The organism is Pseudomonas cucumis (genome assembly GCF_030687935.1).
Lineage (GTDB): Bacteria > Pseudomonadota > Gammaproteobacteria > Pseudomonadales > Pseudomonadaceae > Aquipseudomonas > Aquipseudomonas cucumis.
This window is the reverse complement of record NZ_CP117454.1, coordinates 429,316-453,559: the sequence shown is the minus strand read 5'-3', so window position 1 is coordinate 453,559 and position 24,244 is coordinate 429,316. Positions and strand designations below refer to the sequence as shown.

The 24,244-nt window shown below is 61.2% G+C and carries 19 protein-coding genes; 12 read left to right on the top strand and 7 right to left on the bottom strand.

Annotated features, from left to right (window positions below; genetic code table 11):
- Positions 1-113: 113 nt before the first annotated feature.
- The 11 genes from PSH97_RS02010 to PSH97_RS01960 are packed head-to-tail and all read left to right on the top strand — an operon-like array spanning position 114 to position 10,673.
- Positions 114-680, top strand: a complete 567-nt coding sequence (locus PSH97_RS02010) for an outer membrane lipoprotein carrier protein LolA (RefSeq protein WP_105340564.1) — start codon at positions 114-116, stop codon at positions 678-680.
- On the top strand, positions 664-3,003 hold the full coding sequence (locus PSH97_RS02005; RefSeq protein WP_305447896.1) for an MMPL family transporter: 2,340 nt from the start codon (positions 664-666) through the stop codon (positions 3,001-3,003). Before PSH97_RS02010 ends, PSH97_RS02005 begins: the two co-directional genes overlap by 17 nt.
- Positions 3,000-4,160 (top strand): cation:proton antiporter, encoded by a 1,161-nt coding sequence (locus PSH97_RS02000; protein ID WP_305447895.1) that lies wholly within the window; start codon positions 3,000-3,002, stop codon positions 4,158-4,160. The genes PSH97_RS02005 and PSH97_RS02000 overlap by 4 nt, the downstream gene beginning before the upstream one ends.
- The gene (locus PSH97_RS01995) at positions 4,147-5,394 is read left to right on the top strand and encodes an NAD(P)/FAD-dependent oxidoreductase (protein WP_305447894.1); all 1,248 of its coding nucleotides are present in this window, start codon (positions 4,147-4,149) and stop codon (positions 5,392-5,394) included. The genes PSH97_RS02000 and PSH97_RS01995 overlap by 14 nt, the downstream gene beginning before the upstream one ends.
- A complete protein-coding gene (locus tag PSH97_RS01990) occupies positions 5,391-6,116 on the top strand; it encodes a class I SAM-dependent methyltransferase (RefSeq protein ID WP_305447893.1) in 726 nt (241 codons plus the stop codon). Before PSH97_RS01995 ends, PSH97_RS01990 begins: the two co-directional genes overlap by 4 nt.
- Positions 6,116-6,598 carry a hypothetical protein gene (locus PSH97_RS01985; protein WP_305447892.1) on the top strand — a complete coding sequence of 161 codons (483 nt, stop codon included), beginning with the start codon at positions 6,116-6,118 and terminating at the stop codon, positions 6,596-6,598. Before PSH97_RS01990 ends, PSH97_RS01985 begins: the two co-directional genes overlap by 1 nt.
- Positions 6,595-7,791, top strand: a complete 1,197-nt coding sequence (locus PSH97_RS01980; RefSeq protein ID WP_305447891.1) for a beta-ketoacyl-[acyl-carrier-protein] synthase family protein — start codon at positions 6,595-6,597, stop codon at positions 7,789-7,791. The genes PSH97_RS01985 and PSH97_RS01980 overlap by 4 nt, the downstream gene beginning before the upstream one ends.
- Positions 7,788-8,246, top strand: coding sequence for a hotdog family protein (locus PSH97_RS01975; protein ID WP_305447890.1), 459 nt, complete (start codon positions 7,788-7,790; stop codon positions 8,244-8,246). The genes PSH97_RS01980 and PSH97_RS01975 overlap by 4 nt, the downstream gene beginning before the upstream one ends.
- The gene (gene fabG / locus PSH97_RS01970) at positions 8,246-8,974 is read left to right on the top strand and encodes a 3-oxoacyl-ACP reductase FabG (RefSeq protein ID WP_305447889.1); all 729 of its coding nucleotides are present in this window, start codon (positions 8,246-8,248) and stop codon (positions 8,972-8,974) included. Before PSH97_RS01975 ends, fabG begins: the two co-directional genes overlap by 1 nt.
- Complete coding sequence (locus PSH97_RS01965; protein ID WP_305447888.1) at positions 8,974-10,200, top strand: beta-ketoacyl-ACP synthase; 1,227 nt, start codon at positions 8,974-8,976, stop codon at positions 10,198-10,200. Before fabG ends, PSH97_RS01965 begins: the two co-directional genes overlap by 1 nt.
- A 29-nt stretch (positions 10,201-10,229) precedes the next feature.
- Positions 10,230-10,673 (top strand): excinuclease, encoded by a 444-nt coding sequence (locus PSH97_RS01960; RefSeq protein WP_305447887.1) that lies wholly within the window; start codon positions 10,230-10,232, stop codon positions 10,671-10,673.
- Between the two features lie 186 nt (positions 10,674-10,859).
- Here PSH97_RS01960 and PSH97_RS01955 read toward each other — a convergent pair whose 3' ends face one another.
- Complete coding sequence (locus PSH97_RS01955) at positions 10,860-11,756, bottom strand: LysR family transcriptional regulator (protein ID WP_305447886.1); 897 nt, start codon at positions 11,754-11,756, stop codon at positions 10,860-10,862.
- Positions 11,757-11,908: 152 nt separating this feature from the next.
- Between PSH97_RS01955 and PSH97_RS01950 the strand changes: the two genes are divergently transcribed.
- Positions 11,909-13,150 (top strand): MFS transporter, encoded by a 1,242-nt coding sequence (locus tag PSH97_RS01950; protein WP_407682175.1) that lies wholly within the window; start codon positions 11,909-11,911, stop codon positions 13,148-13,150.
- Positions 13,151-13,331: 181 nt separating this feature from the next.
- On the opposite strand, the gene hemE is transcribed toward PSH97_RS01950, so the two are convergent.
- The 6 genes from hemE to aroK form a co-directional block, all read right to left on the bottom strand.
- A complete protein-coding gene (gene hemE, locus PSH97_RS01945) occupies positions 13,332-14,399 on the bottom strand; it encodes a uroporphyrinogen decarboxylase (RefSeq protein WP_052965076.1) in 1,068 nt (355 codons plus the stop codon).
- 230 nt (positions 14,400-14,629) lie between these two features.
- Positions 14,630-16,048, bottom strand: a complete 1,419-nt coding sequence (locus PSH97_RS01940; protein WP_105340576.1) for an FAD-dependent oxidoreductase — start codon at positions 16,046-16,048, stop codon at positions 14,630-14,632.
- 33 nt (positions 16,049-16,081) lie between these two features.
- Positions 16,082-20,527 (bottom strand): glutamate synthase large subunit, encoded by a 4,446-nt coding sequence (gene gltB, locus PSH97_RS01935; protein WP_305447884.1) that lies wholly within the window; start codon positions 20,525-20,527, stop codon positions 16,082-16,084.
- Positions 20,528-20,877: 350 nt separating this feature from the next.
- On the bottom strand, positions 20,878-22,464 hold the full coding sequence (locus PSH97_RS01930) for an SPOR domain-containing protein (protein WP_305447883.1): 1,587 nt from the start codon (positions 22,462-22,464) through the stop codon (positions 20,878-20,880).
- Positions 22,465-22,474: 10 nt separating this feature from the next.
- Positions 22,475-23,575 (bottom strand): 3-dehydroquinate synthase, encoded by a 1,101-nt coding sequence (gene aroB / locus PSH97_RS01925; RefSeq protein WP_305447882.1) that lies wholly within the window; start codon positions 23,573-23,575, stop codon positions 22,475-22,477.
- Positions 23,576-23,725: 150 nt separating this feature from the next.
- Entirely contained in the window at positions 23,726-24,244 is a 519-nt protein-coding gene (gene aroK / locus PSH97_RS01920; protein WP_201121330.1) for a shikimate kinase AroK, read from the bottom strand.

Below are 24,244 nucleotides of genomic sequence, written 5' to 3'. Positions count from 1 at the left end.
CGCCACCGGATATGTCTGAAGCACCGCGAGTTGAGGTTCTACGACGGCTTCGCCGCCGGACGCAGCCTCGCAGGCTCGGCAGCTGCTACGGGATTGGTGTGAGCTTGATATTGATGCTGGGCTTTTCTTCGTTGGCGCAGGCCTTCGATCTGCAGCAGTTGAGCGATCAGTTGGCCAAACCCGATGTGATCCACGGCAGTTTCATTCAGGAAAAACACCTGCGCGCCCTGCCCCAGCCGCTGACCAGCAAGGGCACCTTCGTTCTGGCAAAAAACCACGGTCTGCTCTGGCTGCTGAAAACGCCGCTGCAACAGGACTACCGCATCAGCGACAAAGGCATTGCCCGGCGTGATGCCAGCGGCTGGCAAATGCTGCCGAACAAGAGTGCCGGCGCCGAACAGAACCGTTTGTTCCTCGCGGTGCTGCAAGGCGACAGCAGCGGCCTGCAACGGGATTTCGAGCTTTCGCTGAGCGGCGACGCACAAAACTGGAAGCTGACCCTGACCCCGCGTTCGATGCTGCTCAAGCAGGTGTTCAATCAGATCAACATTGACGGCGGCGAACTGGTGCACAGCATCGAGCTGCTCGAAACCCAGGGTGACCGAACCCTGTTGCGCATGCAGGACAGCACCAGCGCACAACCTTTGAGCGATGCGGAGCAACATGACTTTGCCGAGTGAACGGATGCTGCCGCGGCTGTTTCTGATCCTGCTGCTGGCGGTGCTCGCGCTCGCCGGCTGGCAATGGCGTGACGGTGCACCGCTGTCGGCCAACCTGATGGAACTGGTGCCAGGCACCGCACCGGACGCGCTGGAACTGCGCGCCGAACAACGCATGCAAGAACCACTGAACCGGGAAATGCTAGTGCTGGTCGGCCATAAAGACCGCCAGCAAGCCATCGCCATGGCGCAAAAACTCGGTGAGCAGTGGCAGGCGAGCGGCGTGTTCGAAAAGGTCAAGTGGAACCTGCAGGCCGACCTGCCGGCGGTGCGCACACAATTACTGCAAGGTCGACTGGCCATGCTGTCCGCCGCCGACCGGCAGCAACTCATCGAGCACCCTGACGCCTTTATTCAGCAACGAGTTCAAGCCCTGTTCGATCCGTTCACCGGCTTCAGCCTGGTGCCGAGCCAGGACGACTGGCTCGGCCTGACCGGGCGCATCCAGAACAGCCAGCCGCAACACGGCTCGGTGCAACTGGACATCGGCAGCGGTGCGCTGGTCGCCGATGCCGATGGCAAGAGCTGGGTGATGCTGCGGGCGCGAACGGTCGGCAACGCGTTCGACATGAACCTGCCGCTGCAAGTGGCTGACCTGCTCCAGCACAGTCGCGAAGAAGCCGCCCGGTCGGATGTGCAACTGCTCGCCGCCAGCGGTCTGTTGTACGCCGCCAGCGGTCAACGGCAAGCCGCTCGCGAGATGACCTGGGTCGGCGGTGGCGCCACGGTCGGGATTCTGTTGCTGCTGTTGCTGGCCTTCCGGCGTTGGCGGGTATTGTTGGCGTTCGTCCCGGTGCTGGTGGGCATGCTGTTCGGCGCGGTGGCCTGCGTGGCGCTGTTCGGTCACATGCACGTGATGACGCTGGTGCTGGGCTCAAGCCTGATCGGCGTGGCGGTGGATTACCCGCTGCATTACCTGTCCAAAAGCTGGAGCCTGAAGCCCTGGCACAGCTGGCCGGCGTTGCACCTGACCTTGCCGGGGCTGACGCTGAGCCTGATCACCAGTTGCATCGGTTATCTGGCCCTGGCCTGGACGCCGTTCCCGGCCCTGACCCAAATTGCCGTGTTCTCCGCTGCCGGTCTGGTGGGCGCCTACCTGTCGGCAGTGTGCCTGCTGCCGGCGCTGCTCAAGGGCGTGGATCTGCGGCCGGCGCAATGGCCGATGCGCATCGCCGAGAAGTTGCTGGAGCTGCGTGAATCGCTGCTGAAATACTTGCGCACGCCGGTGCTGCTGGCGCTGCTGATCGCCTTCTGTGTCGGCGGTCTGTTGCAGTTGCAGAGCAAAAACGACATTCGCCAATGGATCGGCACGCCGCAGCAACTGACTGACGAAGCCCAGACCATTGCGCGCATCACCGGCTATCAACCCACCAGCCAGTTCTTCCTGGTGCGCGCGGCCAATCAGCAGGAGTTGCTCGAACGCCTGACGGCACTGAGCGAGCGTCTGGATCAGTTGGTCAATCTGGAAAAACTTCAGGGCTATCTGTCGCTCAATCAACTGGTCAGCCAGCCAAGCGAACAGCGCAAAGTGCGTGAAGCACTGAGCAAGCTACCGCAGTTCTGGCAACCGTTGCTCGACCTCGGCGTGCCAGCCGCCGCGTTGCAAGCAGAGTTGGCAACGTTGCGGGCGCTGCCCACCGAAGACATCGACGCAGCGCTGGCCGGCCCATTGGCCGAGCCCTACCGCACCCTGTGGCTGGGGCCGACCGATGATGGCGTGGCGGCGATGGTCAGCCTGCAAGGCTTGAACAATCCCACGCTGTTGCGGGTCCAGGCACTGGACTTGCCAGGTGTGCAACTGGTGGACCGCCTCGGCGAACTGAACGAGGTTTTCGCCGCCACTCAAATCAGCGCCGCTGAATTGAAACTCGCTTCCTGCGTGCTGATCGTGCTGGTGCTGATCCTGCCATTCGGTTTCGGTGGCGCGCTGCGAATCGTCTCTCTGCCGTTGCTGGCGGCCCTGTGCAGTCTGGCAAGCCTCGGTTGGCTCGGTCAGCCGCTGACGCTGTTCAGCCTGTTCGGCCTGCTGCTAGTGACGGCCATCAGCGTCGATTACGCGATCCTCATGCGCGAACAGATAGGTGGCGCCGCGGCGAGCCTGCTGGGCACCTTACTGGCAGCGGTGACCACTTGGCTGTCGTTCGGCCTGCTGGCGGTGTCCAGCACGCCGGCGGTGAGCAACTTCGGCTTGTCGGTGAGCCTTGGCCTGGCGTTCAGTTTCATCCTGGCGCCGTGGGCCGGACGCCAAGTCCATGCCGCCCCGGTCGTGGAGCCGGCAGCATGATGGTCGCTGCGTTCTGGTTGATGGCCCTGGTGTTGTTCGCCGTGGCCACTCGCGTCGGCCGTCATTTCGGTCTGATTCCGATCGTCAGCCAGTTGCTGCTGGCGACCTTCGGCCTGCCGCTGCTGATGTACTTCTGGATCGAACCGGGCTGGCACCTGAGCGGCGCCGATCTGATCGCTCCGGATTGGCTGAAGAACCTCTACAGCCTGAGCTTTGCCTTACTGCTGGGGCACATCCTCAGCGACGTGATCGACCTGCGACTGGAACGCCAGAGCCTGAAAATCGCCTTGCCGAGTTTCTGCATTCCGTTTGCCTGCGGGCTCGTGACTGCGGTCTGGCTGTTGCCGCCGCAGCCGTGGATCAGCTCGCTGGCGGTCGGCCTGCTGTTCGCCATCACCGCGATTCCGGTGTTGTATCTGTACCTGCGCCACATCAACTACCCGCCCGCTGCCACCCGACGCCTGGTGCAGACCGCGATCCTGATCGACCTGACCTGCTGGACTCTGTTCGCGTTCGCCCAGGGGAGCCTGCACCTGAGCAGCCTCTTGCTGCCGCTGGCCGGCGCCTGTCTGCCGTTGTTGCTGCGACTGGCCGGGTTGCGCCAACCCTTGCTGCACAGCGGCTGCTTCTTCGCGCTGCTGGTGGTCGCCGAACACTTCAAACTCAATGCGCTGATTTTCGGCATCGGCTATCTGCTGTGTATGGCCGCGCTCAAGGTGCCATTGGTGCTGCCATTGTCGGCGGCGTGGATGAACCGTTTGCAGACCTGGATCGCCATCCCGCTGATCCTCACGTTCGGCATCGTGCAGATCAACGTGCACAGCGCCATCGACAGTCTCGGCGGTATGCAACTGGCCGCGCTCCTGGTGCTGCCTATCGCCAGCAAACTGTTGGGCAACTGGCTGGGCCTCGGCTGGGCCGGCGCCTCGTTTGAAGGTGCCAGTCGCTGGCGGGAAAGCCTTTTACTGAATATTCGCGGCTTGAGCGAGATCGTCTTTCTCAACCTGCTGCTGCAACAACAGCTCATCAGCCCGGCGCTGTATTTCGCGCTGATGTTGATGGGCCTGATCGCAACCCTGCTGCCAGCACTGGCCGGCATGCACCGAATCCCTTTGAACATCGCCGCCCCGGCAAGGAGCACCCGTGCCAACAGTTGAAATGGAACGTCGTCAGGTACTGGTGATCGGCGCAGGCCCTTCGGGCGCCATCGCCGCCGCGCTGCTCAAGCGTAAAGGTCATGATGTGCTGATGATCGAGCGCCAGCATTTCCCACGGTTTTCCATCGGTGAAAGCCTGCTGTCCCACTGCCTGGATTTCGTCGAAGAAGCCGGCATGCTCGACGCGGTAAATGCTGCTGGTTTCCAGCGCAAAAACGGCGCAGCGTTCGCTTGGGGTGATCAGTACAGCACCTTCGATTTCGGCGACACATTCACCAACGGCAAGCCGACGACGTTCCAGGTCCAGCGCGCCGACTTCGACAAGCTGCTGGCCGATCAGGCTGAGTTGCAGGGTGTCGATGTCCGTTATGGCGAAGCCATCGTCAGCGTCGATTTCAGCCTGCCGAAACCGCAGCTCGATGTGCTTCGCGAAGACGGCAGCCAATACCGCGTCGAGGCCGACTTCGTGCTTGATGCCAGCGGCTACGGTCGCGTGCTGCCGCGCTTGCTGGACCTTGAAGCACCGTCGAACTTCCCGGTGCGCCAGGCCGTGTTCACCCACGTCGAAGACTGTATCGACAGCCCGGCTTTCGACCGGGAGAAAATCCTCATCACCACCCATCCGACCCAGCGTGATATCTGGTTCTGGACCATCCCGTTCAGCAACGGCCGTTGCTCGGTGGGCGTAGTGGCGGCCGCCGAACACTTCGAAGGCCGCACCGAGAATCTGGACGACTGCCTGCGCGGCTTCATTGCTGAAACCCCAAGCCTGGCCGGTGTGCTGAACAATGCCGTGTGGGATACGCCCGCGCGGACCATCGGCGGCTATTCGGCCAACGTCAAAACCCTGCACGGTCAAGGTTTCGCCCTGCTGGGCAATGCGGCGGAATTTCTCGACCCGGTGTTCTCCTCCGGCGTGACCATCGCCATGCGTTCGGCGAGCATGGCCGCCGGGGTGCTGCACCGCCAACTGCAAGGTGAAAGCGTCGACTGGCAGACCGAGTTCGCCGAACCGCTCAAGCGCGGCGTCAACACTTTCCGCTGCTACGTCGAAGGCTGGTACGCCGGGACCTTTCAGGATGTGATTTTCTATCAGGGCGGCACAGCGGATATCCGCCGCATGATCAGCTCGATCCTCGCGGGTTACGCCTGGGATGAACGCAACCCGTTCGTCAGCGAACCCAAACGTCGACTGCGGATGATTTCGGACCTGTGCGCACAGGATCCGACATGAGTTACTTGAGCGACAACTACGTCGAAGAAACCCGTTTCGGTTTCTGGTTCCTGCGCAGCCACACCTGGCAACATCATGTATTGCGAGTGGCAATCAATGATTTGCGCGATCTGTTCAGCGCGCCATTGCCCGCCAACCCGGTACTGCTGGATGCCGGTTGCGGCCAGGGCAAGTCGTTCCAGTACCTGCGCCAGACCTTCGCGCCTCGGCGCCTGATCGGGCTGGATGCCGACCCTCACAGCCTGAACCTGAGCGGCGAAGAAGCGGCTCGCCAGGGTATGGATGTAGAGCTGCTCGGCAGTGACTGCGCGAGTATCAAAGTGCCGGACGCCAGTGTCGATCTGCTGTTCTGTCACCAGACTTTCCATCACCTTGTCGAGCAGGATCAGGCCCTGGCCGAGTTCTACCGGGTGCTCAAGCCGGGCGGCTATTTGCTGTTCGCCGAGTCCACCGAGGCTTACATTGATACATGGGTGATTCGCTGGCTGTTCCGCCACCCGATGCACGTGCAGAAAAGCGCCGCCGGCTACTTGGATATGATTCGTCGGCAGGGTTTTGAATTCGGCCCGCAGAACGTGTCTTACCCTTACTTGTGGTGGAGTCGCGCCCAGGATTTCGGCCTGCTCGAACGCTTCGGCCTGCGCCAGCCAAAACCTTTTGGCCAACGGGAAGAAACCCTGGTGAATGTGGTCGCGCGCAAGCCCCTTGAAGGGTGTGCCTGATGATTCGTTTCCTGCTTCTGGGTTGTGTCCTGTTGCTGAGCGCTTGCGCCAGCCAGGCACCGCTGCCCGAGCGAACCCCGAACCTGGCATTGCCGCTGCAGCTGCACATTGAACGTCAGATGGCCGAGCAACGTCAGGACTGGCTGCTGGTGATCCAGCGTGAAGGCCCCGGTATTCGCTGGTCGATGATGGACCCTTTGGGGATTCCCGTGGCACGGCAGAAACTGATCGATGGCCAATGGCAGGCCGACGGTCTGCTGCCGCCCAATCCGGAAGCCAGGGAGCTGTTCGCTGCCTTATTATTTGCGTTGACCCCTGCGGGCGAGTTGCACAACAACTATCCCGCTGCCCGGCAGGATGGCGGGCAACGGTCCTTGCCACCACGCTGGAACATCCGCTATTCACAACCACTGAGCTTTGAATTGAACCTATCCCAAGGCCCGCACTATCGCGTCACTCCGTTAGGCGAGCACACGCCATGACAGCCTATCTGAATGCCCTCGGGGTAATTTGCGCCCTGGGCCGCGACAAGCAGGAAGTCGCCCGCAACCTGTTTGCCGGCGATTGCTCAGGCATGCGCAGCGAGGCCGGCTGGGTGGTGGAACGCTCGTTGCCGGTGGCGGCGGTGCGCGGTGAGCTGGCGCCGATTCCGGCTGAGTTGGCGCATCAAAGCAGTCGCAACAATCAACTGCTGCTGGAGGCTGCGCTGCAAATTCGCGAAGACATCGAACAAGCAATCCAGACCTACGGCCGCGACCGTATCGGCGTCATTCTGGGCACCAGCACCTCGGGCATTCACGAGGCCAGCAGCGGTCTGGCCCATTACATCCGAGAACATCAGTTCCCCGCCGATTATGACTATCAACAACAGGAACTCGGCGCTCCGGCGACGTTTCTCGCCGACTGGCTGCAATTGAGCGGCCCAGCCTATGTGATTTCCACCGCCTGCACCTCCAGCGCCCGCGCGCTGATGAGTGCCCAACGACTGCTCGACCTGGGCGTGTGCGACGCGGTGTTGTGCGGCGGTGTCGACAGTTTGTGCAAGCTGACCCTCAACGGTTTCTCGGCCCTGGAAGCGGTGTCCGAGCAGCGCTGCAATCCGTTTTCAGCGAACCGCAACGGCATCAATATCGGCGAAGCAGCGGTGCTGTTTCTGATGAGTAAAAACGCCGGCAACAGCCAACCGATTGCCCTGCTCGGCAGTGGCGCCAGCTCTGATGCGCACCATATTTCCGCGCCGGAACCGACCGGCCGTGGTGCCCTGCAAGCAATGCGCAAAGCCTTGAGCCGCGCGAGCCTGCAACCGCAGCAGATCGGTTATCTGAACCTGCACGGCACCGCCACGCAACACAACGACGCCATGGAAAGCCTGGCCGTGACGACGCTGTTCCCGCAAGGCGTGCCCTGCTCGTCGACCAAACCGATGACCGGCCATACCCTCGGCGCTGCCGGTGCTCTGGAAGCGGCGTTTTGCTGGTTGAGCCTGAGCGCGGACAACCGCGAGCACGCCCTGCCGCCCCACGTCTGGGACGGCCAGCCCGATCCCGAATTGCCGGCCCTGCATTGGGTGACCCCGACCGACCACCTGACGTCCATTGCACCCCGCTACCTGATGAGCAATTCCTTCGCCTTCGGTGGCAATAACGTCAGCCTGATTATCGGAGACGCCCCATGATTGCCTGGCCGCTCGCCGAACTGCTGCCGCATGCTGGCGACATGATCCTCATCGAGCAAATCCTGTCGTTCGATGACGAGCAGATTCACACCCGACTCACCGTCAAACCCGGCGGCCTGTTCAATCGCCCCGACGGCAGCTTGCCGGCCTGGGTCGGCATCGAGCTGATGGCCCAGAGCGTCGCCGCGTACGCCGGCTGCCATGCGCGCCAGAAAGGCAATGCGGTGGAGTTGGGTTTCCTGCTCGGCACCCGTAGATTCGAATGTAACGTGGAACACTTCCCCGCCGGCACCGAGTTGACCATCCATGGGATACGCTCGCTGGAAGACGACAACGGCATGGGTGTGTTCGAATGCCACCTCACCGCGCCCGGCATCCACGCCACCGCCCGGCTGAACGTGTTTCGCCCGCCTCAGGCCGCGCAATATCTTCATGAACCCCAAGGAGTCGAGTGATGACTGAATCCGTACTGGTCACCGGCTCCAGCCGTGGTATCGGCCGCGCCATTGCGTTGCGTCTGGCCCGGGCCGGGCATGACATCGTGCTGCATTGCCGCAGCGGTATGGCGGACGCCATCGCGGTAAAAGCCGAGGTGGAAGCCTTGGGCCGCAACGCGCGTGTCCTGCAATTCGACGTGTCCGACCGCGCCAGCTGCAAAGCTATTCTCGAAACCGATGTCGAAGCCCATGGCGCTTATTACGGCGTAGTCCTCAACGCCGGTCTGACCCGCGACGGTGCTTTTCCGGCCCTGAGCGAAGAGGATTGGGATGTGGTAATGCGCACCAATCTCGACGGTTTCTACAACGTGCTGCACCCGGTGATGATGCCGATGATCCGTCGCCGCGCCGCCGGGCGGATTGTCTGCATCACTTCAGTTTCCGGGTTGATCGGCAATCGCGGGCAAGTCAATTACAGCGCGTCCAAGGCCGGTTTGATCGGCGCAGCCAAGGCGTTGGCGATCGAACTGGGCAAGCGCAAAATCACGGTTAACTGTGTCGCACCCGGCCTGATCGACACGGCGATGCTCGATGAAAATGTGCCGGTGGAAGAACTGATGAAAATGATCCCCGCACAACGCATGGGCACCCCCGAAGAGGTGGCCGGTGCGGTGAATTTCCTGATGTCGGCGGAAGCGTCGTACATCACCCGGCAGGTTCTGGCCGTCAATGGAGGCCTGTGCTGATGAAGCGCGTCGTCGTCACCGGCATGGCCGGCATCACCTCACTGGGCAGCGACTGGGACACCATCGCCGGCAACTTCGCGGCCAATCGCAGCGGCATCCGCCGCATGGACGAGTGGGATCGTTTTACCGAACTCAACACGCGTCTGGCCGGACCGATCGATGACTTCAAGGTGCCGAGCCACTGGACCCGCAAGCAACTGCGCAGCATGGGCCGCGTCTCGCGCCTGGCCGTGGGCGCGGCTGAACAGGCTTTGGCGGACGCCGGCCTGCTGGGCGACGAATCGATCAAGGACGGGCGCATGGGCGTTTCCTGCGGCTCGTCCACCGGCAGTACCGACGAGATCAAGGCGTTTGGCAAAATGCTGCTCAACTCCGTGGCCGAAGGCCTGAACGCCAACTCCTACGTGCGGATGATGCCGCACACCACAGCGGCGAATATCAGCATCTTCTTCGGCCTTACCGGCCGACTGATCCCCACCTCCAGCGCCTGCACCAGCGGCAGCCAGGGCATCGGTTACGCCTATGAATCGATCAAGTTCGGCCGCCTGCCGCTGATGCTCGCCGGCGGCGCCGAAGAGCTGTGCCCGACCGAAGCCATGGTGTTCGATGCGCTCTACGCCACCAGCCTGAAAAACGATGCCCCGCAAACCAGCCCTCGCCCTTACGACAGCGGCCGCGATGGCCTGGTAATCGGTGAAGGCGGCGGCATGCTGGTACTCGAAGAGCTCGAACACGCTCTGGCACGCGGCGCACATATCCACGCCGAGATCGTCGGTTTCGGCAGCAACGCCGACGGTCAGCACGCCACCCGTCCGGAGCAGCTCACCATGCGCCGGGCCATGGAACTCGCCCTGGAAGACGCCGGACTGCAGCCTTCGGCCATCGGCTATGTGAACGGTCACGGCACCGCGACAGAACAGGGCGACATTGCCGAAACACTCGCCACCAGCGCGTTATTCGGCGAACACATGCCGATCAGTTCGCAGAAGAGTTTCCTCGGTCACACCCTGGGAGCCTGTGGCGCGCTGGAGTCCTGGTTCAGCATCGAAATGATGAACCGCGACCAGTACGTACACACCTTCAACCTCGATGAGGTCGATCCGCAGTGCGGCAAGCTCGATTACCTGCGCGGTGAATTCCGGCAGATGAGCAACCAGTACGTGATGAACAACAATTTCGCTTTTGGTGGGGTCAACACCTCGTTGATTTTCCGCCGCTGGTCGTAATCGAATTACTCAGGGTCAAGGAGACCTCCATGCACTTCAAGAAACTCGCTGCCGCCACCCTGCTGATCTGCGCATTGCCGGGCATCAGCCAGGCCCGTGACACCGCGGTGTATCTGCCTTTTGACAAAGCAGTCGCCGAAGCAACCCGTGCCGGCAAAATCGATGGCAGCGTGAAGTTCTATCTGGCAGGCAATACACCGACTGGCAACGTCACCGTACTCAGCGCGGGTGCCGTGACCAACAAGAAAACCAACGCCTTCAACAAGTCTGACGAAGTGGCCTGCGAATGGGTCGCGCAATCGGCAATCATCAGCCTGCACCAAGCGGCGAAGAACGCCGGCGCCAACGCCGTGACCAACATCGTCAGCTTCTACAAGAAAAATGAGCGCAAGGATGCCAAGACCTATGAGTGCCACGCTGGGGCGCTTATGGCAGGCGTTGCGTTGAAAGGGGATTTGGCGAAGGTTCAGTAACACCTGATGCACTAGCCGCACTCCTTTGTAGCAGCTGGCGCAGCCTGCGTTCGGCTGCGTAGCAGTCGTGAAATCCGACGATGCGGTGTATCAGAAAAATCGCGTGCGCAAGGTTTACGACTGCTACGCAGCCGAACGCAGGCTGCGCCAGCTGCTACAAATTGGGTTGATGCTTGGGGATTCTGATCACATCCCTTCAACCTTACGCGTCAACAACTCCACAAACGCCCTGGCCATCGGCGACTTCTGATCCTTGCGCTGCACAAGCCACACCGCCGACACCGCTTCCGGATCGAGCAACGGGCGGTAGACCACGCCATCAATACGCATCCGCTGATACGACGCCGGCAACACCGACACCCCCAAACCTGCCGCCACCAATCCGATAATCGTCATCGCCTCGCCAGCCTCCTGGGCGAAGTGAGGGCTGAAGCCGGCATCTCGCGCCAGACTGAGTAATTGTGCGTACAGACCACTGCCATAACTGCGTGGGAAAAATACGAATGGTTCGAGCGCCAGAGCTGACAGAAACAAGCCTTCCTCGCTATCGGTCACTAAAGGGTGCTTGGAGCTGAGCACCGCCACCAATGGCTCGCGCATCAGTTCCACCACGCTGAGCGAATCCGGCAACCCCAGTGGTCGCATGATGCCGACTTCAATCGACTCATCAACCAGCGCATCAGCCACTTGGGTACTGCTCATCTCCCGCAGGTTCAGGTGTACCGCCGGGAAACGCTGACGAAACGAAAAGATCGCCTGGGGAATGGTCGAGTTGAACGGCGCCGACGAGGTGAAACCGATCTTCAGCTCACCCAACTCACCGAGTTGTGCCCGCCGCGCCACATCCGCCGCTTTGTCGACTTGAGCCAGTACCAATCGCGCCTCTTCCAGAAACAGCCGACCGGCCTCACTGAGTTCGACCCGACGATTGGTACGCTCGAAAAGCCGCGCACCGACCTCCTGCTCCAGCGCCTGAATCTGCTGGCTCAGGGGCGGTTGCGAGATGCCCAGCACCTGAGCGGCGCGGCCGAAATGCAGTTCTTCGGCGACGGCGATGAAGTAGCGCAGGTGGCGCAATTCCATGAAAACTCCATTAGGTCGTTAAACCTATCAAACAGGTCGAACAATATATTGGATTGAATCATTAGGCGGCTATATGATTTTTTCATTGCCTGACCGGCTGCGCCCCTCCGAGGTCCGAAGTGAAAACTGCTGTCGCCCCACTCGCCCATGAAATTCCGCCCTCCGCGCAGGATGATGTCGTCGCTGAGCTGAGCGAGATCTACATCGAAAAAGGCACGCCGCTGTTTATGCGCACGGTGCTGGCGCTGTTCTCGGGCGGTTTCGCGACCTTTGCCCTGCTGTATTGCGTGCAACCGATGATGCCGCTGCTGTCCCACGAGTTTTCCATCAACGCAGCCCAGAGCAGCCTGATCCTGTCAGTGGCCACCGGAATGCTCGCCATCGGCTTGCTGATCACCGGCCCCATCTCTGATCGCATCGGGCGTAAACCGGTGATGGTCGCCGCGCTGTTCGCCGCCGCTCTTTGCACCATGGCCAGCGCGATGATCCCGAGCTGGCAAGGCGTGCTGGTGATGCGGGCGCTGGTGGGGCTGTCGTTGAGCGGTCTGGCGGCGGTCGCGATGACTTACCTGAGCGAAGAAATCCATCCGCAGCACCTTGGCTTGGCCATGGGCTTGTACATCGCTGGCAACGCCATCGGCGGCATGTGCGGACGGTTGATCGTCGGGGTATTGATCGACTTCGTCAGCTGGCACACGGCGATGCTGGTCATCGGTGGCCTGGCGCTGATTGCCGCAGCGGTGTTCTGGAAAATCCTTCCGGAATCGCGCAACTTCCGCGCCCGCTCGCTGCATCCGCGCAGTTTGCTGGATGGCTTCACCATGCACTTTCGCGATGCCGGCCTGCCGCTGTTGTTTATCGAGGCTTTCGTGCTGATGGGCGCGTTCGTCACGCTGTTCAACTACATCGGTTATCGCTTGCTGGCCGAGCCGTATCACATGGACCAGGCCTTCGTCGGGCTGCTCTCGGTGGTGTACCTGTCGGGCATCTACAGCTCGGCGAAAATCGGCGCCCTGGCCGACCAACTCGGCCGGCGCAAAGTGCTCTGGGCAACCATTGTGGTCATGCTCGCGGGCATCGCCCTGACCATGTTCACGCCGTTACCGCTGGTGATTCTCGGCATGCTGATCTTTACCTTCGGCTTCTTCGGGGCGCATTCGGTGGCCAGTAGCTGGATTGGTCGGCGTGCGATCAAGGCCAGAGGGCAGGCGTCGTCGCTATACCTGTTCAGCTATTACGCCGGGTCGAGTATCGCGGGTACGGCGGGCGGTGTGGCCTGGCACTGGGGTGGCTGGAACGGGATCGGGCTGTTTATTGGCGGGTTGTTGGTGATTGCGCTGTTGGTGGCGTTGAAGCTGGCGAAGTTGCCGCCGTTGGAAAATTTGAAAGCGTGACGCACAACCCTGTGGGAGCGGGCTTGCCCGCGATAGCGATGGTCGGTCCAGCACATGTGCTGTAAGAAATGACGCCATCGCGGGCAAGCCCGCTCCCACAATGAACTGCATCCACTTCTCATTTTCTGAACCACAAACAAAAACGCCCGGCATAAGCCGGGCGTTTTTTATCGGGTTGCGATCACTCGTGATACTGCGCCGACAGTTCATGCACCGCACGCAGGAACGCACCGGCATGTTCTGGATCGACTTCCGGCGTGATGCCATGGCCGAGGTTGAACACGTGGCCGCTGCCTTTGCCGTAGCTGGCGAGGATGCGGCCGACTTCGGTTCGAATGGCTTCTGGCTTGGCGTAAAGCACGGTCGGGTCCATGTTGCCTTGCAGGGCGACTTTGCTGCCGACGCGTTGGCGGGCTTCGCCAATGTCGCAGGTCCAATCCAGGCCCAACGCATCAGCGCCAGCGTCAGCGATGCTTTCCAACCACAGGCCGCCGTTCTTGGTGAACAGGATGACCGGAACCTTACGGCCTTCGTGCTCGCGGATCAGGCCGCTGACGATTTTGCGCATGTAGGCCAGGGAGAACTCCTGGTACGCCGCCGCCGAGAGATTACCGCCCCAGGTGTCGAAGATCTGCACCGCTTGCGCGCCGGCCATGATCTGGCCGTTGAGGTAGCTGGTGACCGACTGCGCGAGTTTATCCAGCAGCAAGTGCATGGCTTGCGGGTTGTCGTAGAGCATGGCCTTGGTCTTGCGGAAGTCTTTCGACGAGCCGCCTTCGACCATGTAGGTGGCCAGGGTCCATGGGCTGCCGGAGAAGCCGATCAGCGGCACGCGGCCATTCAGTTCGCGACGGATGGTGCTGACCGCGTCCATGACGTAGCCGAGGTCTTTGTGCGGATCAGGAATCGGCAGGGCTTCGATGTCGGCCAGGGTGCTGATGACTTTTTTGAAGCGCGGACCTTCACCGGTCTCGAAGTACAGGCCCTGGCCCATGGCATCGGGGATGGTCAGGATGTCGGAGAAGAGGATCGCCGCGTCCAGTTGTGGATAGCGGTCGAGCGGCTGCATCGTGACTTCGCAAGCGAACGCCGGGTTCATGCACAAGCTCATGAAGTCACCGGCCTTGGCACGGCTGGCGCGGTATTCAGGCAGGTAGCGACCGGCCTGACGCATCATCCACACGGGGGTGACGTCTACGGGTTGCTTGAGCAGGGCGCGAAGGAAACGGTCGTTCTTCAGGGCAGTCATGTCGGCATCCGGAAAAAAAGTGCGGGCATTTTCTCAGAGCGCGACGCAAAAGGCACGGCAAGAGCCGTTCCTTTTGTCTATCGGGTCAATTTGTCGCGGTTTCGGCACCGAAAGATCGTTCCCACGCTCTGCGTGGTAACGCCTCCTGTGACGCTCTGCGTCACGCCTTTGGGACGCGGAGCGTCCCGTGCTGCATTCCCACGCAGAGCGTGGGAATGATCAGTGGAGGGTTAAACGCCCAGGTAATCCAGGATCCCTTCCGCAGCATTGCGCCCTTCGAAGATCGCCGTTACCACCAGGTCGGAACCGCGCACCATGTCGCCACCGGCGAAGATTTTCGGGTTGCTGGTCTGGTGCTTGTACTGGCCTTGTTCCGGGGCCACAACGCGGCCCTGGCTGTCGGTCTGGATGCTGAACTGCTCGAACCAAGACGCCGGGCTTGGACGGAAACCGAAGGCGATGACCACGGCATCAGCCGGGATGATCTCTTCGGAACCCGGGATCGGCTCGGGGCTGCGACGGCCACGGGCGTCCGGTTCGCCGAGACGGGTCTCGACCACCTTCACGCCTTCGACACGGTCTTCACCGACGATAGCGATCGGCTGGCGGTTGTAGAGGAATTTCACGCCTTCTTCCTTGGCATTCTTCACCTCTTTGCGCGAGCCCGGCATGTTCGCTTCGTCACGACGATAGGCACAGGTCACCGACTTGGCGCCCTGACGAATCGAAGTACGGTTGCAGTCCATCGCCGTGTCGCCGCCACCCAGTACCACGACCTTCTTGCCCTTCATGTCGACGAAATCTTCCGGCGACTTTTCAAAGCCCAGGTTGCGGTTGACGTTGGCGATCAGGAAATCCAGCGCGTCATACACGCCCGGCAGATCTTCACCGGCAAAGCCGCCCTTCATGTAGGTGTAGGTGCCCATACCCATGAACACGGCATCGTATTCTTCGAGCAGTTGCTCGATGGTCACGTCCTTGCCCACTTCGGTGTTCAGGCGGAACTCGATGCCCATGCCGGTGAAGACTTCGCGGCGATTGCTCAGCACGGTCTTTTCCAGCTTGAACTCGGGGATGCCGAAGGTCAGCAAACCGCCGATTTCCGGGTTCTTGTCGAACACCACCGGAGTCACGCCGCCGCGCACCAGCACGTCGGCACAGCCCAGGCCGGCAGGGCCCGCGCCGATCACCGCGACACGCTTGCCGGTCGGCTTGACCTTGGACATGTCCGGACGCCAGCCCATGGCAAACGCGGTGTCGGTGATGTACTTCTCGACCGAACCAATGGTCACTGCACCAAAACCGTCGTTAAGGGTGCAGGCACCCTCGCACAGACGATCCTGGGGGCAAACCCGGCCGCAGACTTCCGGCAGGGTGTTGGTCTGGTGCGACAACTCGGCGGCCTGCAGGATGTTGCCCTCGGCCACCAGCTTCAGCCAGTTCGGAATGAAGTTGTGCACCGGGCACTTCCATTCGCAGTACGGGTTACCGCAACCCAGGCAGCGGTGGGCCTGGTCGGCCGACTGCTGGGGTTTGAAGGGTTCGTAGATTTCCACGAACTCTTTCTTGCGTTGACGCAACAGTTTCTTCTTCGGATCTTTGCGCCCGACATCGATGAACTGGAAGTCGTTATTCAGACGTTCAGCCATTGTTAAAACCTCATCAAACTCTTCAGGCGCATATCACTGCGGGTTGGCACGGGTGCTGGAAAGCAACGATTTCAGGTTGGCAGCCTTGGGCTTGACCAGCCAGAAACGACGCAGATAGTCATCGAGGTTTTCAGCGAGGTTACGACCCCACTCGCTGTCGGTTTCCTCGACGTATTCGTTCAGCACGCGTTGCAAGTGGCTGCGATAGGCTTCCATCGCCTCACCGCTGATCCGCTGGATTTCCACCAGTTCGTGGTTGACCCGGTCAACGAAGGTGTTGTCCTGGTCAAGCACATAGGCGAAACCGCCGGTCATGCCTGAGCCGAAGTTGTAGCCGGTCTTGCCCAGCACGCAGACGAAACCACCGGTCATGTACTCGCAGCAGTGATCGCCCGTGCCTTCCACGACGGTGTGAGCACCGGAGTTACGCACCGCGAAACGCTCGCCCGCGGTACCGGCGGCGAACAGCTTGCCCCCGGTGGCGCCATACAGGCAGGTGTTGCCGATAATGGCGCTGTCCTGAGTCTTGTAGATGCTGCCCTTCGGCGGAACGATGACCAGCTTGCCGCCGGTCATGCCTTTGCCGACGTAGTCGTTGGCATCGCCTTCCAGGTACATGTTCAGACCGCCGGCGTTCCACACACCGAAGCTCTGACCCGCCGTGCCTTTGAAGCGGAAGGTGATCGGCGCATTGGCCATGCCCTGGTTGCCGTGCTTGCGAGCAATTTCACCGGAGATCCGCGCGCCGATGGAACGGTCGCAGTTGCAGATATCCAGGGCGAAATCGGCGCCGCTCATGTCGTTGATGGCCGAAGTGGCGAGGTCGACCATTTTCTCGGCCAGCAGGCCTTTGTCGAACGGCGGGTTGCGGTCGACCTGGCAGAACTGAGGCTTGTCTGCCGGGATGTGATCGCTGCCGAGCAACGGGGTCAGGTCCAGGTGATTCTGCTTGGCGGTCTGGCCTTCGAGGACTTCCAGCAGATCGGTACGACCGATCAGCTCTTCGAGGGAACGCACGCCCAGCTTGGCCAGCCACTCACGGGTTTCTTCGGCGACGTAGGTGAAGAAATTCACCACCATGTCGACGGTACCGATGTAGTGATCCTTGCGCAGCTTCTCGTTTTGAGTCGCAACCCCGGTGGCGCAGTTGTTCAGGTGGCAAATACGCAGGTATTTGCAGCCCAGGGCGATCATTGGCGCGGTGCCGAAGCCGAAGCTTTCAGCGCCGAGGATCGCGGCCTTGATCACGTCGAGGCCGGTTTTCAGGCCACCGTCGGTCTGCACCCGGACCTTGCCGCGCAAGTCGTTGCCGCGCAGGGTCTGGTGGGTTTCGGCCAGGCCGAGTTCCCACGGTGCGCCCGCGTATTTGATCGACGTCAGCGGCGATGCACCGGTGCCGCCGTCGTAGCCGGAGATAGTGATCAAGTCCGCGTAGGCCTTGGCCACACCGGCCGCGATGGTGCCGACGCCCGCTTCTGCCACGAGCTTCACCGAGACCAGCGCCTTCGGGTTGACTTGTTTCAGGTCGAAAATCAGCTGCGACAAGTCTTCGATCGAGTAGATGTCGTGGTGCGGCGGAGGCGAAATCAGGGTCACACCCGGCACCGCGTAACGCAGCTTGGCGATCAGACCATTGACCTTGCCGCCTGGCAGCTGACCACCTTCGCCGGGCTTGGCGCCCTGAGCGACTTTGATCTGAAGCACTTCAGCGTTAACCAGGTATTCCGGGGTCACACCGAAACGGCCAGTGGCGACTTGCTTGATTTTCGAGCTCTTGATGGTGCCGTAGCGCGCCGGGTCTTCGCCGCCTTCGCCGGAGTTGGAACGCGCACCGAGGCGGTTCATGGCTTCAGCCAGGGCTTCGTGGGCTTCCGGCGACAATGCACCCAAAGAGATGCCCGCGGAGTCGAAGCGCTTGAGCACCGATTCCAGCGGTTCGATCTCGCTGATGTCCAGCGGCGTATCCAGGGTCTTGACCTTGAACAGGTCGCGGATCATCGACACCGGACGATTGTCCACCAGCGCCGTGTATTCCTTGAACTTGCTGTAGTCGCCCTGCTGCACAGCGGCTTGCAGGGTGCTGACCACGTCCGGGTTGTAGGCGTGATATTCGCCACCGTGGACGAACTTCAGCAGGCCGCCTTGCTGGATCGGCTTGCGCGGGCTCCAGGCTTCGGCCGCCAGGGCTTTCTGCTCGGCTTCGATGTCGACGAAACGCGCGCCCTTGATGCGGCTTGGCACACCACGGAAGCTCAGGTCGCAGACTTCTTCGGACAGGCCGATCGCTTCGAACAATTGTGCTCCGCGATAGGAAGTGATGGTCGAGATACCCATCTTCGACAGGATCTTCAGCAGGCCTTTGGTGATGCCTTTGCGGTAGTTCTTGAACACCTCATAGAGGTCGCCCAGCACTTCACCGGTTCGGATCAGGTCGCCCAGCACTTCGTAAGCCAGGAACGGATAAACCGCCGAAGCACCGAAGCCGATCAGCACCGCGAAGTGATGCGGATCGCGAGCGGTTGCGGTTTCCACCAGGATGTTGGAGTCGCAACGCAGGCCTTTTTCGGTCAGGCGATGGTGTACCGCGCCGGTGGCGAGCGAAGCGTGGATCGGCAACTTGCCCGGGGCGATGTGACGGTCACTCAGCACGATCTGGGTGCGACCGGCGCGCACGGCTTCTTCAGCCTGATCGGCGACATTGCGCACCGCGGCTTCAAGGCCGACGCTCTCGTCGTAGTTAAGGTCGATGATCTGGCGTTCAAAGCCTGGACGATCGAGGTTCATCAGCGAGCGCCACTTGGCCGGGGAAACGACCGGCGAGCTGAGGATCACGCGCGAGGCGTGTTCCGGCGATTCCTGGAAGATGTTGCGCTCGGCGCCGAGGCAGACTTCCAGCGACATGACAATGGCTTCGCGCAGCGGGTCGATCGGCGGGTTGGTGACCTGCGCGAACTGCTGACGGAAATAGTCGTACGGCGTGCGCACGCGCTGGGACAGCACGGCCATCGGCGTATCGTCACCCATCGAGCCGACGGCTTCGTAGCCTTGCTCGCCGAGCGGACGCAGCACCTGGTCGCGCTCTTCGAACGTGACCTGGTACATCTTCATGTACTGCTTGAGCTGATCAACGTCGTAGAACGCCGAACCGTGGTCGTTGTCTTCCATGGTCGCCTGGATGCGCAGGGCATTCTTGCGCAGCCATTGCTTGTACGGATGACGGGACTTCAAGCGGTTGTCGATGGCATCGGTGTCGAGGATCTGACCGGTTTCGGTGTCCACGGCAAAGATCTGGCCCGGGCCAACGCGGCCCTTGGCGATCACGTCTTCAGGCTGGTAGTTCCAGACACCGATTTCCGAGGCCAGGGTAATGAAGCCGTTTTTGGTGGTGACCCAACGCGCCGGACGCAGACCGTTACGGTCGAGCAGGCACACCGCGTAACGACCGTCAGTCATTACCACGCCGGCCGGGCCGTCCCACGGTTCCATGTGCATCGAGTTGTATTCGTAGAACGCACGCAGATCCGGGTCCATGGTTTCGACGTTCTGCCACGCAGGCGGAATGATCATCCGCACGCCACGGAACAGGTCGATGCCACCGGTAACCATCAGCTCGAGCATGTTGTCCATGCTGGAGGAGTCGGAACCTACCCGGTTCACCAGCGGGCCGAGTTCTTCCAGATCCATCAGATCGTTGGTGAACTTGGTGCGACGGGCCTGAGCCCAGTTGCGGTTGCCGGTGATGGTGTTGATCTCGCCGTTGTGGGCGAGGAAGCGGAACGGCTGCGCCAGCGGCCATTTCGGCAAGGTGTTGGTGGAGAAGCGCTGGTGGAACACGCAGATTGCGGTTTGCAGGCGCTGGTCGCTCAGGTCTGGATAGAAGGCGGTCAAATCCGCCGGCATCATCAGGCCTTTATAAATGATGGTCTTGTGGGAAAAGCTGCAGATGTAGTGATCGACGTCGGCGGCGTTGGCCACGGACGAACGACGACGGGCGCTGAACAGCTTGATCGCCATGTCCTGATCGCTCAGGCCTTCACCACCGATGAACACTTGTTCGATCTGCGGCAGGCGTTCGAGGGCCAGGCGGCCGAGGACGCTGGTATCGATCGGCACTTTGCGCCAGCCGACCAGGGTCAGGCCTTCAGCCAGGATCTCGCGGTTCATGTTCTCGCGAGCGGCTTCGGCTTTGACCGGGTCCTGGTTGAAGAAGACCATGCCCACAGCGTATTGCTTGGGCAGTTCGACGCCGAAGGTTTCCTGGGCAATTGCACGCAGGAATACATCCGGCTTTTGAATCAGCAGACCGCAACCGTCACCGGTCTTGCCGTCGGCGTTGATCCCACCGCGGTGGGTCATGCAGGTCAGGGCCTCAATGGCCGTTTGCAAAAGGGTATGACTGGGCTCGCCCTGCATATGGGCTATCAGGCCGAAACCGCAGTTATCCTTGAATTCATCTGGTTGGTACAGACCTGCTTTCATAGACACTTTCTCACCAGGCTGCCTCTTATCGAGGCAAATTTCTTTTCAATTCAGCCAGTTACCATCCACGCCGAACGTACGCCAGCTTTGCGGGGGCAAAAGGGAGGTCATTGTACACACCGACACTGAGGCTCACAAATTTGACGACGAACTGTCGCAAATCTATGTCGCATTTGTGAAAGGTTTAAAGCGATATGCTGTGCTAGTCAAAACTTTTTTAATTTTGACCGCAACGACTCAAAGACCACTGTGACGCAGACACCACAAGGCACGCGGTCTGTAGAGACGGCATGCGCTTGCAGAAATTTTGAGGTGCTTGGAGAGGCGGCCTGGGTAAGGCCGCCGAATCTTCAGCGAGTTGTTGCCAGTTCCTGTTGGACGCTGGCGACAGTGCGAGGCCAAGGTTTACCAGCCTGAACCTTCGCTGGCAAGGCCTTGATGGCGGTAACGGCTGCATCGCGGTTGGCGAAGCTACCGTAGGTGATGACGTAAAGCGGCTTGCCGTTGAGCACTTTCTTGAAATAACGGTACTCGCCGCCCTGCTCTTTGACGAAGCTCTGGGCGGCCGATTCGGAGCTGGTGCCAAGGATTTGCACCACGTAGTTACCCGGCGCCTGGCCTGCGTACCAGCTGCCACCGGCGGCTTTGGCCACAGTGACTGGCTTCTCGACAGGTTTGGCGGCAGCGGCCGGCTTGGCGGGCGCTGGAGCCGGTTTGGCAACAGGTGCAGGTGCTGGCTTGGCTGTCGCGACCTGAGTCGGCGCTGGAACCGGTTTGGCGGCGGGCGTTGGCGCAGGGCCCGGCTGGATGCCGGCAGGCGGCGCAGTCGTGGTCACGGTTGGCGGTGTAGCGCTGGAGCCTTCCACCGGCACGCCGTCATCGCCTTCGGTGATGCCACCGGCCGCTTCGGCCAGTGGCCCGCGCATGACTGGCTGCGAATTACCGACCAACGGCAATGGCATCGGTTGCGAATTACCGGCGAACTCCACGGCGGGAGCGCCGCTACCGTCAGATTGTGGCGCACCCTGCCCCAGTGGCAGTTGCGCCTGTTCGTTGGCAGGCGCGCCGGTGGTCGGTGCCTTGCTGCGACCCGGCATCAACCAGGCGGCGGCTACCGCGACCACGACTACGGCGGAAATCGCCAATACGTGTTTCTTCGGCATGTTGAACCCCATACTTGGACGCTTGACCGCTGAGCGGCTGGCAATCATGGCTTCGATCATTGCATCGCGGGCGACCTGATTGATGTTGCCAGGCCAACCGTCGGAGCTTTCGTGAATATCAGAGATCTGATCCGCGGTGAAAAGTTCGATACCCCGGCCGGCGCCCTCAAGACGCTGATCCAGATATTCGCGGGTTTCTTCTTCCGTGTAGGGCTGCAATTCGATGACGTGGAAGCGCTCTTCCTCGAGGCTCAGCGCTTCAAGTTGGGCAATCAGCGACGACTCACCGAACAGGAACACGTGCGGGCGACCTTCCGACGCACCAGCAGCCAAAGCCAGCAAGGCCTCCAGCGCGGACTCGTCGAGTTGCTCGGCATCATCCACCAGCAAATAGACTTCCTGCCCTGTAAGGGCAAGCTGTACCACCTGGTCCAGGATCGCGCCGATTTCGACCTGTTCGACGTTCAGCGCCTGAGCCACCTGACGCAGCACACCAGCTGCATCGCCGGCGCCACGGGCGGAAACCACCACGCTCTGCACTGACTGTTTGTTGGTGCTGGCCACCAGGGCCTGACGCAACAGGGTTTTGCCGCTGCCTTGAGGGCCAGTGACCACCAGCAACAACTGGCTGTAACGGGCCAGATGATGCAGTTGCCCCAGCACCGGTTTGCGCTGGGCCGGGAAAAATTTGAAGCCAGGCACCCGTGGAGCGAAAGGGTCATGACTTAACTGGTAATGGCCGAGGAAAGCCTCGTCGGCATGCAAACTAGTCATCGGGATCTTATTAACCTTTAAGCTGAGCCAGGGCACGGTAATCCGCTCCCAGCGTGGCCTGTAAAACCTCTTTCGGATAATCGTCGGTCACCACTGCTTCGCCCATGTGGCGCAGCAGCACCAGGCGCAAACGACCGTCGATCACTTTCTTGTCAATTGCCATGTGTTCGAGAAAATCGGCTTCGGTCATCTCTTCCGGCGGAATGACCGGCAGGCCGGCACGCTGGAACAGACGAATACCGCGATCACGTTCCTGTTCGCTGATCCAGCCCAGGCGCGCAGACATTTCCAAAGCCATTACGGTGCCAGCAGCGACTGCTTCACCATGAAGCCAGACACCATAGCCCATATGGGTTTCGATCGCGTGGCCGAAGGTGTGGCCCAGGTTCAACGTGGCACGCACACCCGTCTCTTTCTCGTCGGCACCGACCACCGCAGCCTTGGCCGAGCAGGAGCGTTCGATGGCGTAAGTCAGGGCGGCCTGGTCCAGCGCTCGCAGGCGATCGACGTTTGCTTCGAGCCAGGTCAGGAATGGCTCGTCGCAGATCAGCCCGTATTTGATGACTTCCGCCAGCCCGGCGGACAGTTCGCGGGGCGGCAGGGTGTTGAGGGTGGCGGTATCGATCAGCACCACGTTGGGCTGATAGAAGGCGCCGACCATGTTTTTGCCCAGCGGGTGATTGATCCCGGTCTTGCCGCCCACCGAGGAGTCGACTTGCGACAACAATGTGGTCGGTATCTGGATGAAATCGACGCCACGCTGGTAGCAGGCGGCAGCAAAACCGGCCATGTCACCGATCACGCCGCCACCGAGGGCGATTACCGTGGTGCGGCGATCGTGCCGTGCAGTCAGCAGGCCGTCGAAAATCAGTTGCAGGGTTTCCCAGGTCTTGAAGGCTTCGCCGTCGGGCAGCACCACGGAAATCACCGAGAACTGCGCGAGGCTGCGGGTCAGACGTTCGAGATAGAGCGGCGCAACGGTTTCGTTGGAGATGATCGCTACTTGCCGTCCGCGGATATGCGGGACCAGCAGCTCAGGCTGGTCCAACAAACCTTCGCCAATATGAATCGGGTAGCTGCGCTCGCCTAGATCGACCTTGAGTGTCTGCATGTGTCCCCACAGTGAAGATGGAATCAGGCGTCCTGCCTTGAGTTTACGAATTCCATGGCGTCTGCTGGTGTGACGCCGTTCGGTAGCCAGCCGCCACAACCTTGAGCGGCTGCGACAGGACGCCGAGGATAGCGCATTTCGCGCCGCGCATTAACGGGGAGGTAGTTGCTGCAAGCGGTCGAGAATATCGAGCACCACCATCCGCGGTGGCCGCTCATCGGTTTCCACCACCAGGTCGGCGATTTCCCGATACAGCGGGTCACGGATCGCCAGCAAGTCCCGCAGGGTCTTCGCCGGGTCGGCGGTGCGCAACAGCGGGCGATTGCGGTCGCGAGCGGTTCGGCCGACCTGCTGCTCGACAGACGCATGCAGATAGACCACCCGACCACCGGCGTGCAGCGCTCGACGATTGGCTTCGCGCATCACCGCGCCGCCGCCGGTCGCCAACACCACGCCGTCGAACGCGCACAGCTCGGCAATCATCGCCTGCTCGCGGTCGCGAAAGCCCGGCTCGCCTTCCTTATCGAAAATCCACGGGATATTGGCGCCCGTGCGCAATTCAATTTCCTTATCGGAATCTTTGAATGGCAGGCGCAGCTCTTTGGCCAGCAAACGGCCGATGGTGCTTTTTCCAGCCCCCATCGGTCCAACAAGAATCAAATTTCGCAC

Bases quoted from the DNA above. Each gene is read 5' to 3' on its own strand.
- PSH97_RS01990 (WP_305447893.1), top strand. From the start codon at position 5,391: ATGAGTTACTTGAGCGACAACTACGTCGAAGAAACCCGTTTCGGTTTC.
- PSH97_RS02000 (WP_305447895.1), top strand. From the start codon at position 3,000: ATGATGGTCGCTGCGTTCTGGTTGATGGCCCTGGTGTTGTTCGCCGTG.
- PSH97_RS02005 (WP_305447896.1), top strand. From the start codon at position 664: ATGACTTTGCCGAGTGAACGGATGCTGCCGCGGCTGTTTCTGATCCTG.
- PSH97_RS01975 (WP_305447890.1), top strand. From the start codon at position 7,788: ATGATTGCCTGGCCGCTCGCCGAACTGCTGCCGCATGCTGGCGACATG.
- PSH97_RS01985 (WP_305447892.1), top strand. From the start codon at position 6,116: ATGATTCGTTTCCTGCTTCTGGGTTGTGTCCTGTTGCTGAGCGCTTGC.
- hemE (WP_052965076.1), bottom strand. From the start codon at position 14,399: ATGACTGCCCTGAAGAACGACCGTTTCCTTCGCGCCCTGCTCAAGCAA.
- PSH97_RS01980 (WP_305447891.1), top strand. From the start codon at position 6,595: ATGACAGCCTATCTGAATGCCCTCGGGGTAATTTGCGCCCTGGGCCGC.
- PSH97_RS01940 (WP_105340576.1), bottom strand. From the start codon at position 16,048: ATGGCTGAACGTCTGAATAACGACTTCCAGTTCATCGATGTCGGGCGC.
- PSH97_RS01960 (WP_305447887.1), top strand. From the start codon at position 10,230: ATGCACTTCAAGAAACTCGCTGCCGCCACCCTGCTGATCTGCGCATTG.
- PSH97_RS01955 (WP_305447886.1), bottom strand. From the start codon at position 11,756: ATGGAATTGCGCCACCTGCGCTACTTCATCGCCGTCGCCGAAGAACTG.
- aroB (WP_305447882.1), bottom strand. From the start codon at position 23,575: ATGCAGACACTCAAGGTCGATCTAGGCGAGCGCAGCTACCCGATTCAT.
- PSH97_RS02010 (WP_105340564.1), top strand. From the start codon at position 114: ATGCTGGGCTTTTCTTCGTTGGCGCAGGCCTTCGATCTGCAGCAGTTG.
- PSH97_RS01965 (WP_305447888.1), top strand. From the start codon at position 8,974: ATGAAGCGCGTCGTCGTCACCGGCATGGCCGGCATCACCTCACTGGGC.
- fabG (WP_305447889.1), top strand. From the start codon at position 8,246: ATGACTGAATCCGTACTGGTCACCGGCTCCAGCCGTGGTATCGGCCGC.
- gltB (WP_305447884.1), bottom strand. From the start codon at position 20,527: ATGAAAGCAGGTCTGTACCAACCAGATGAATTCAAGGATAACTGCGGT.
- PSH97_RS01930 (WP_305447883.1), bottom strand. From the start codon at position 22,464: ATGACTAGTTTGCATGCCGACGAGGCTTTCCTCGGCCATTACCAGTTA.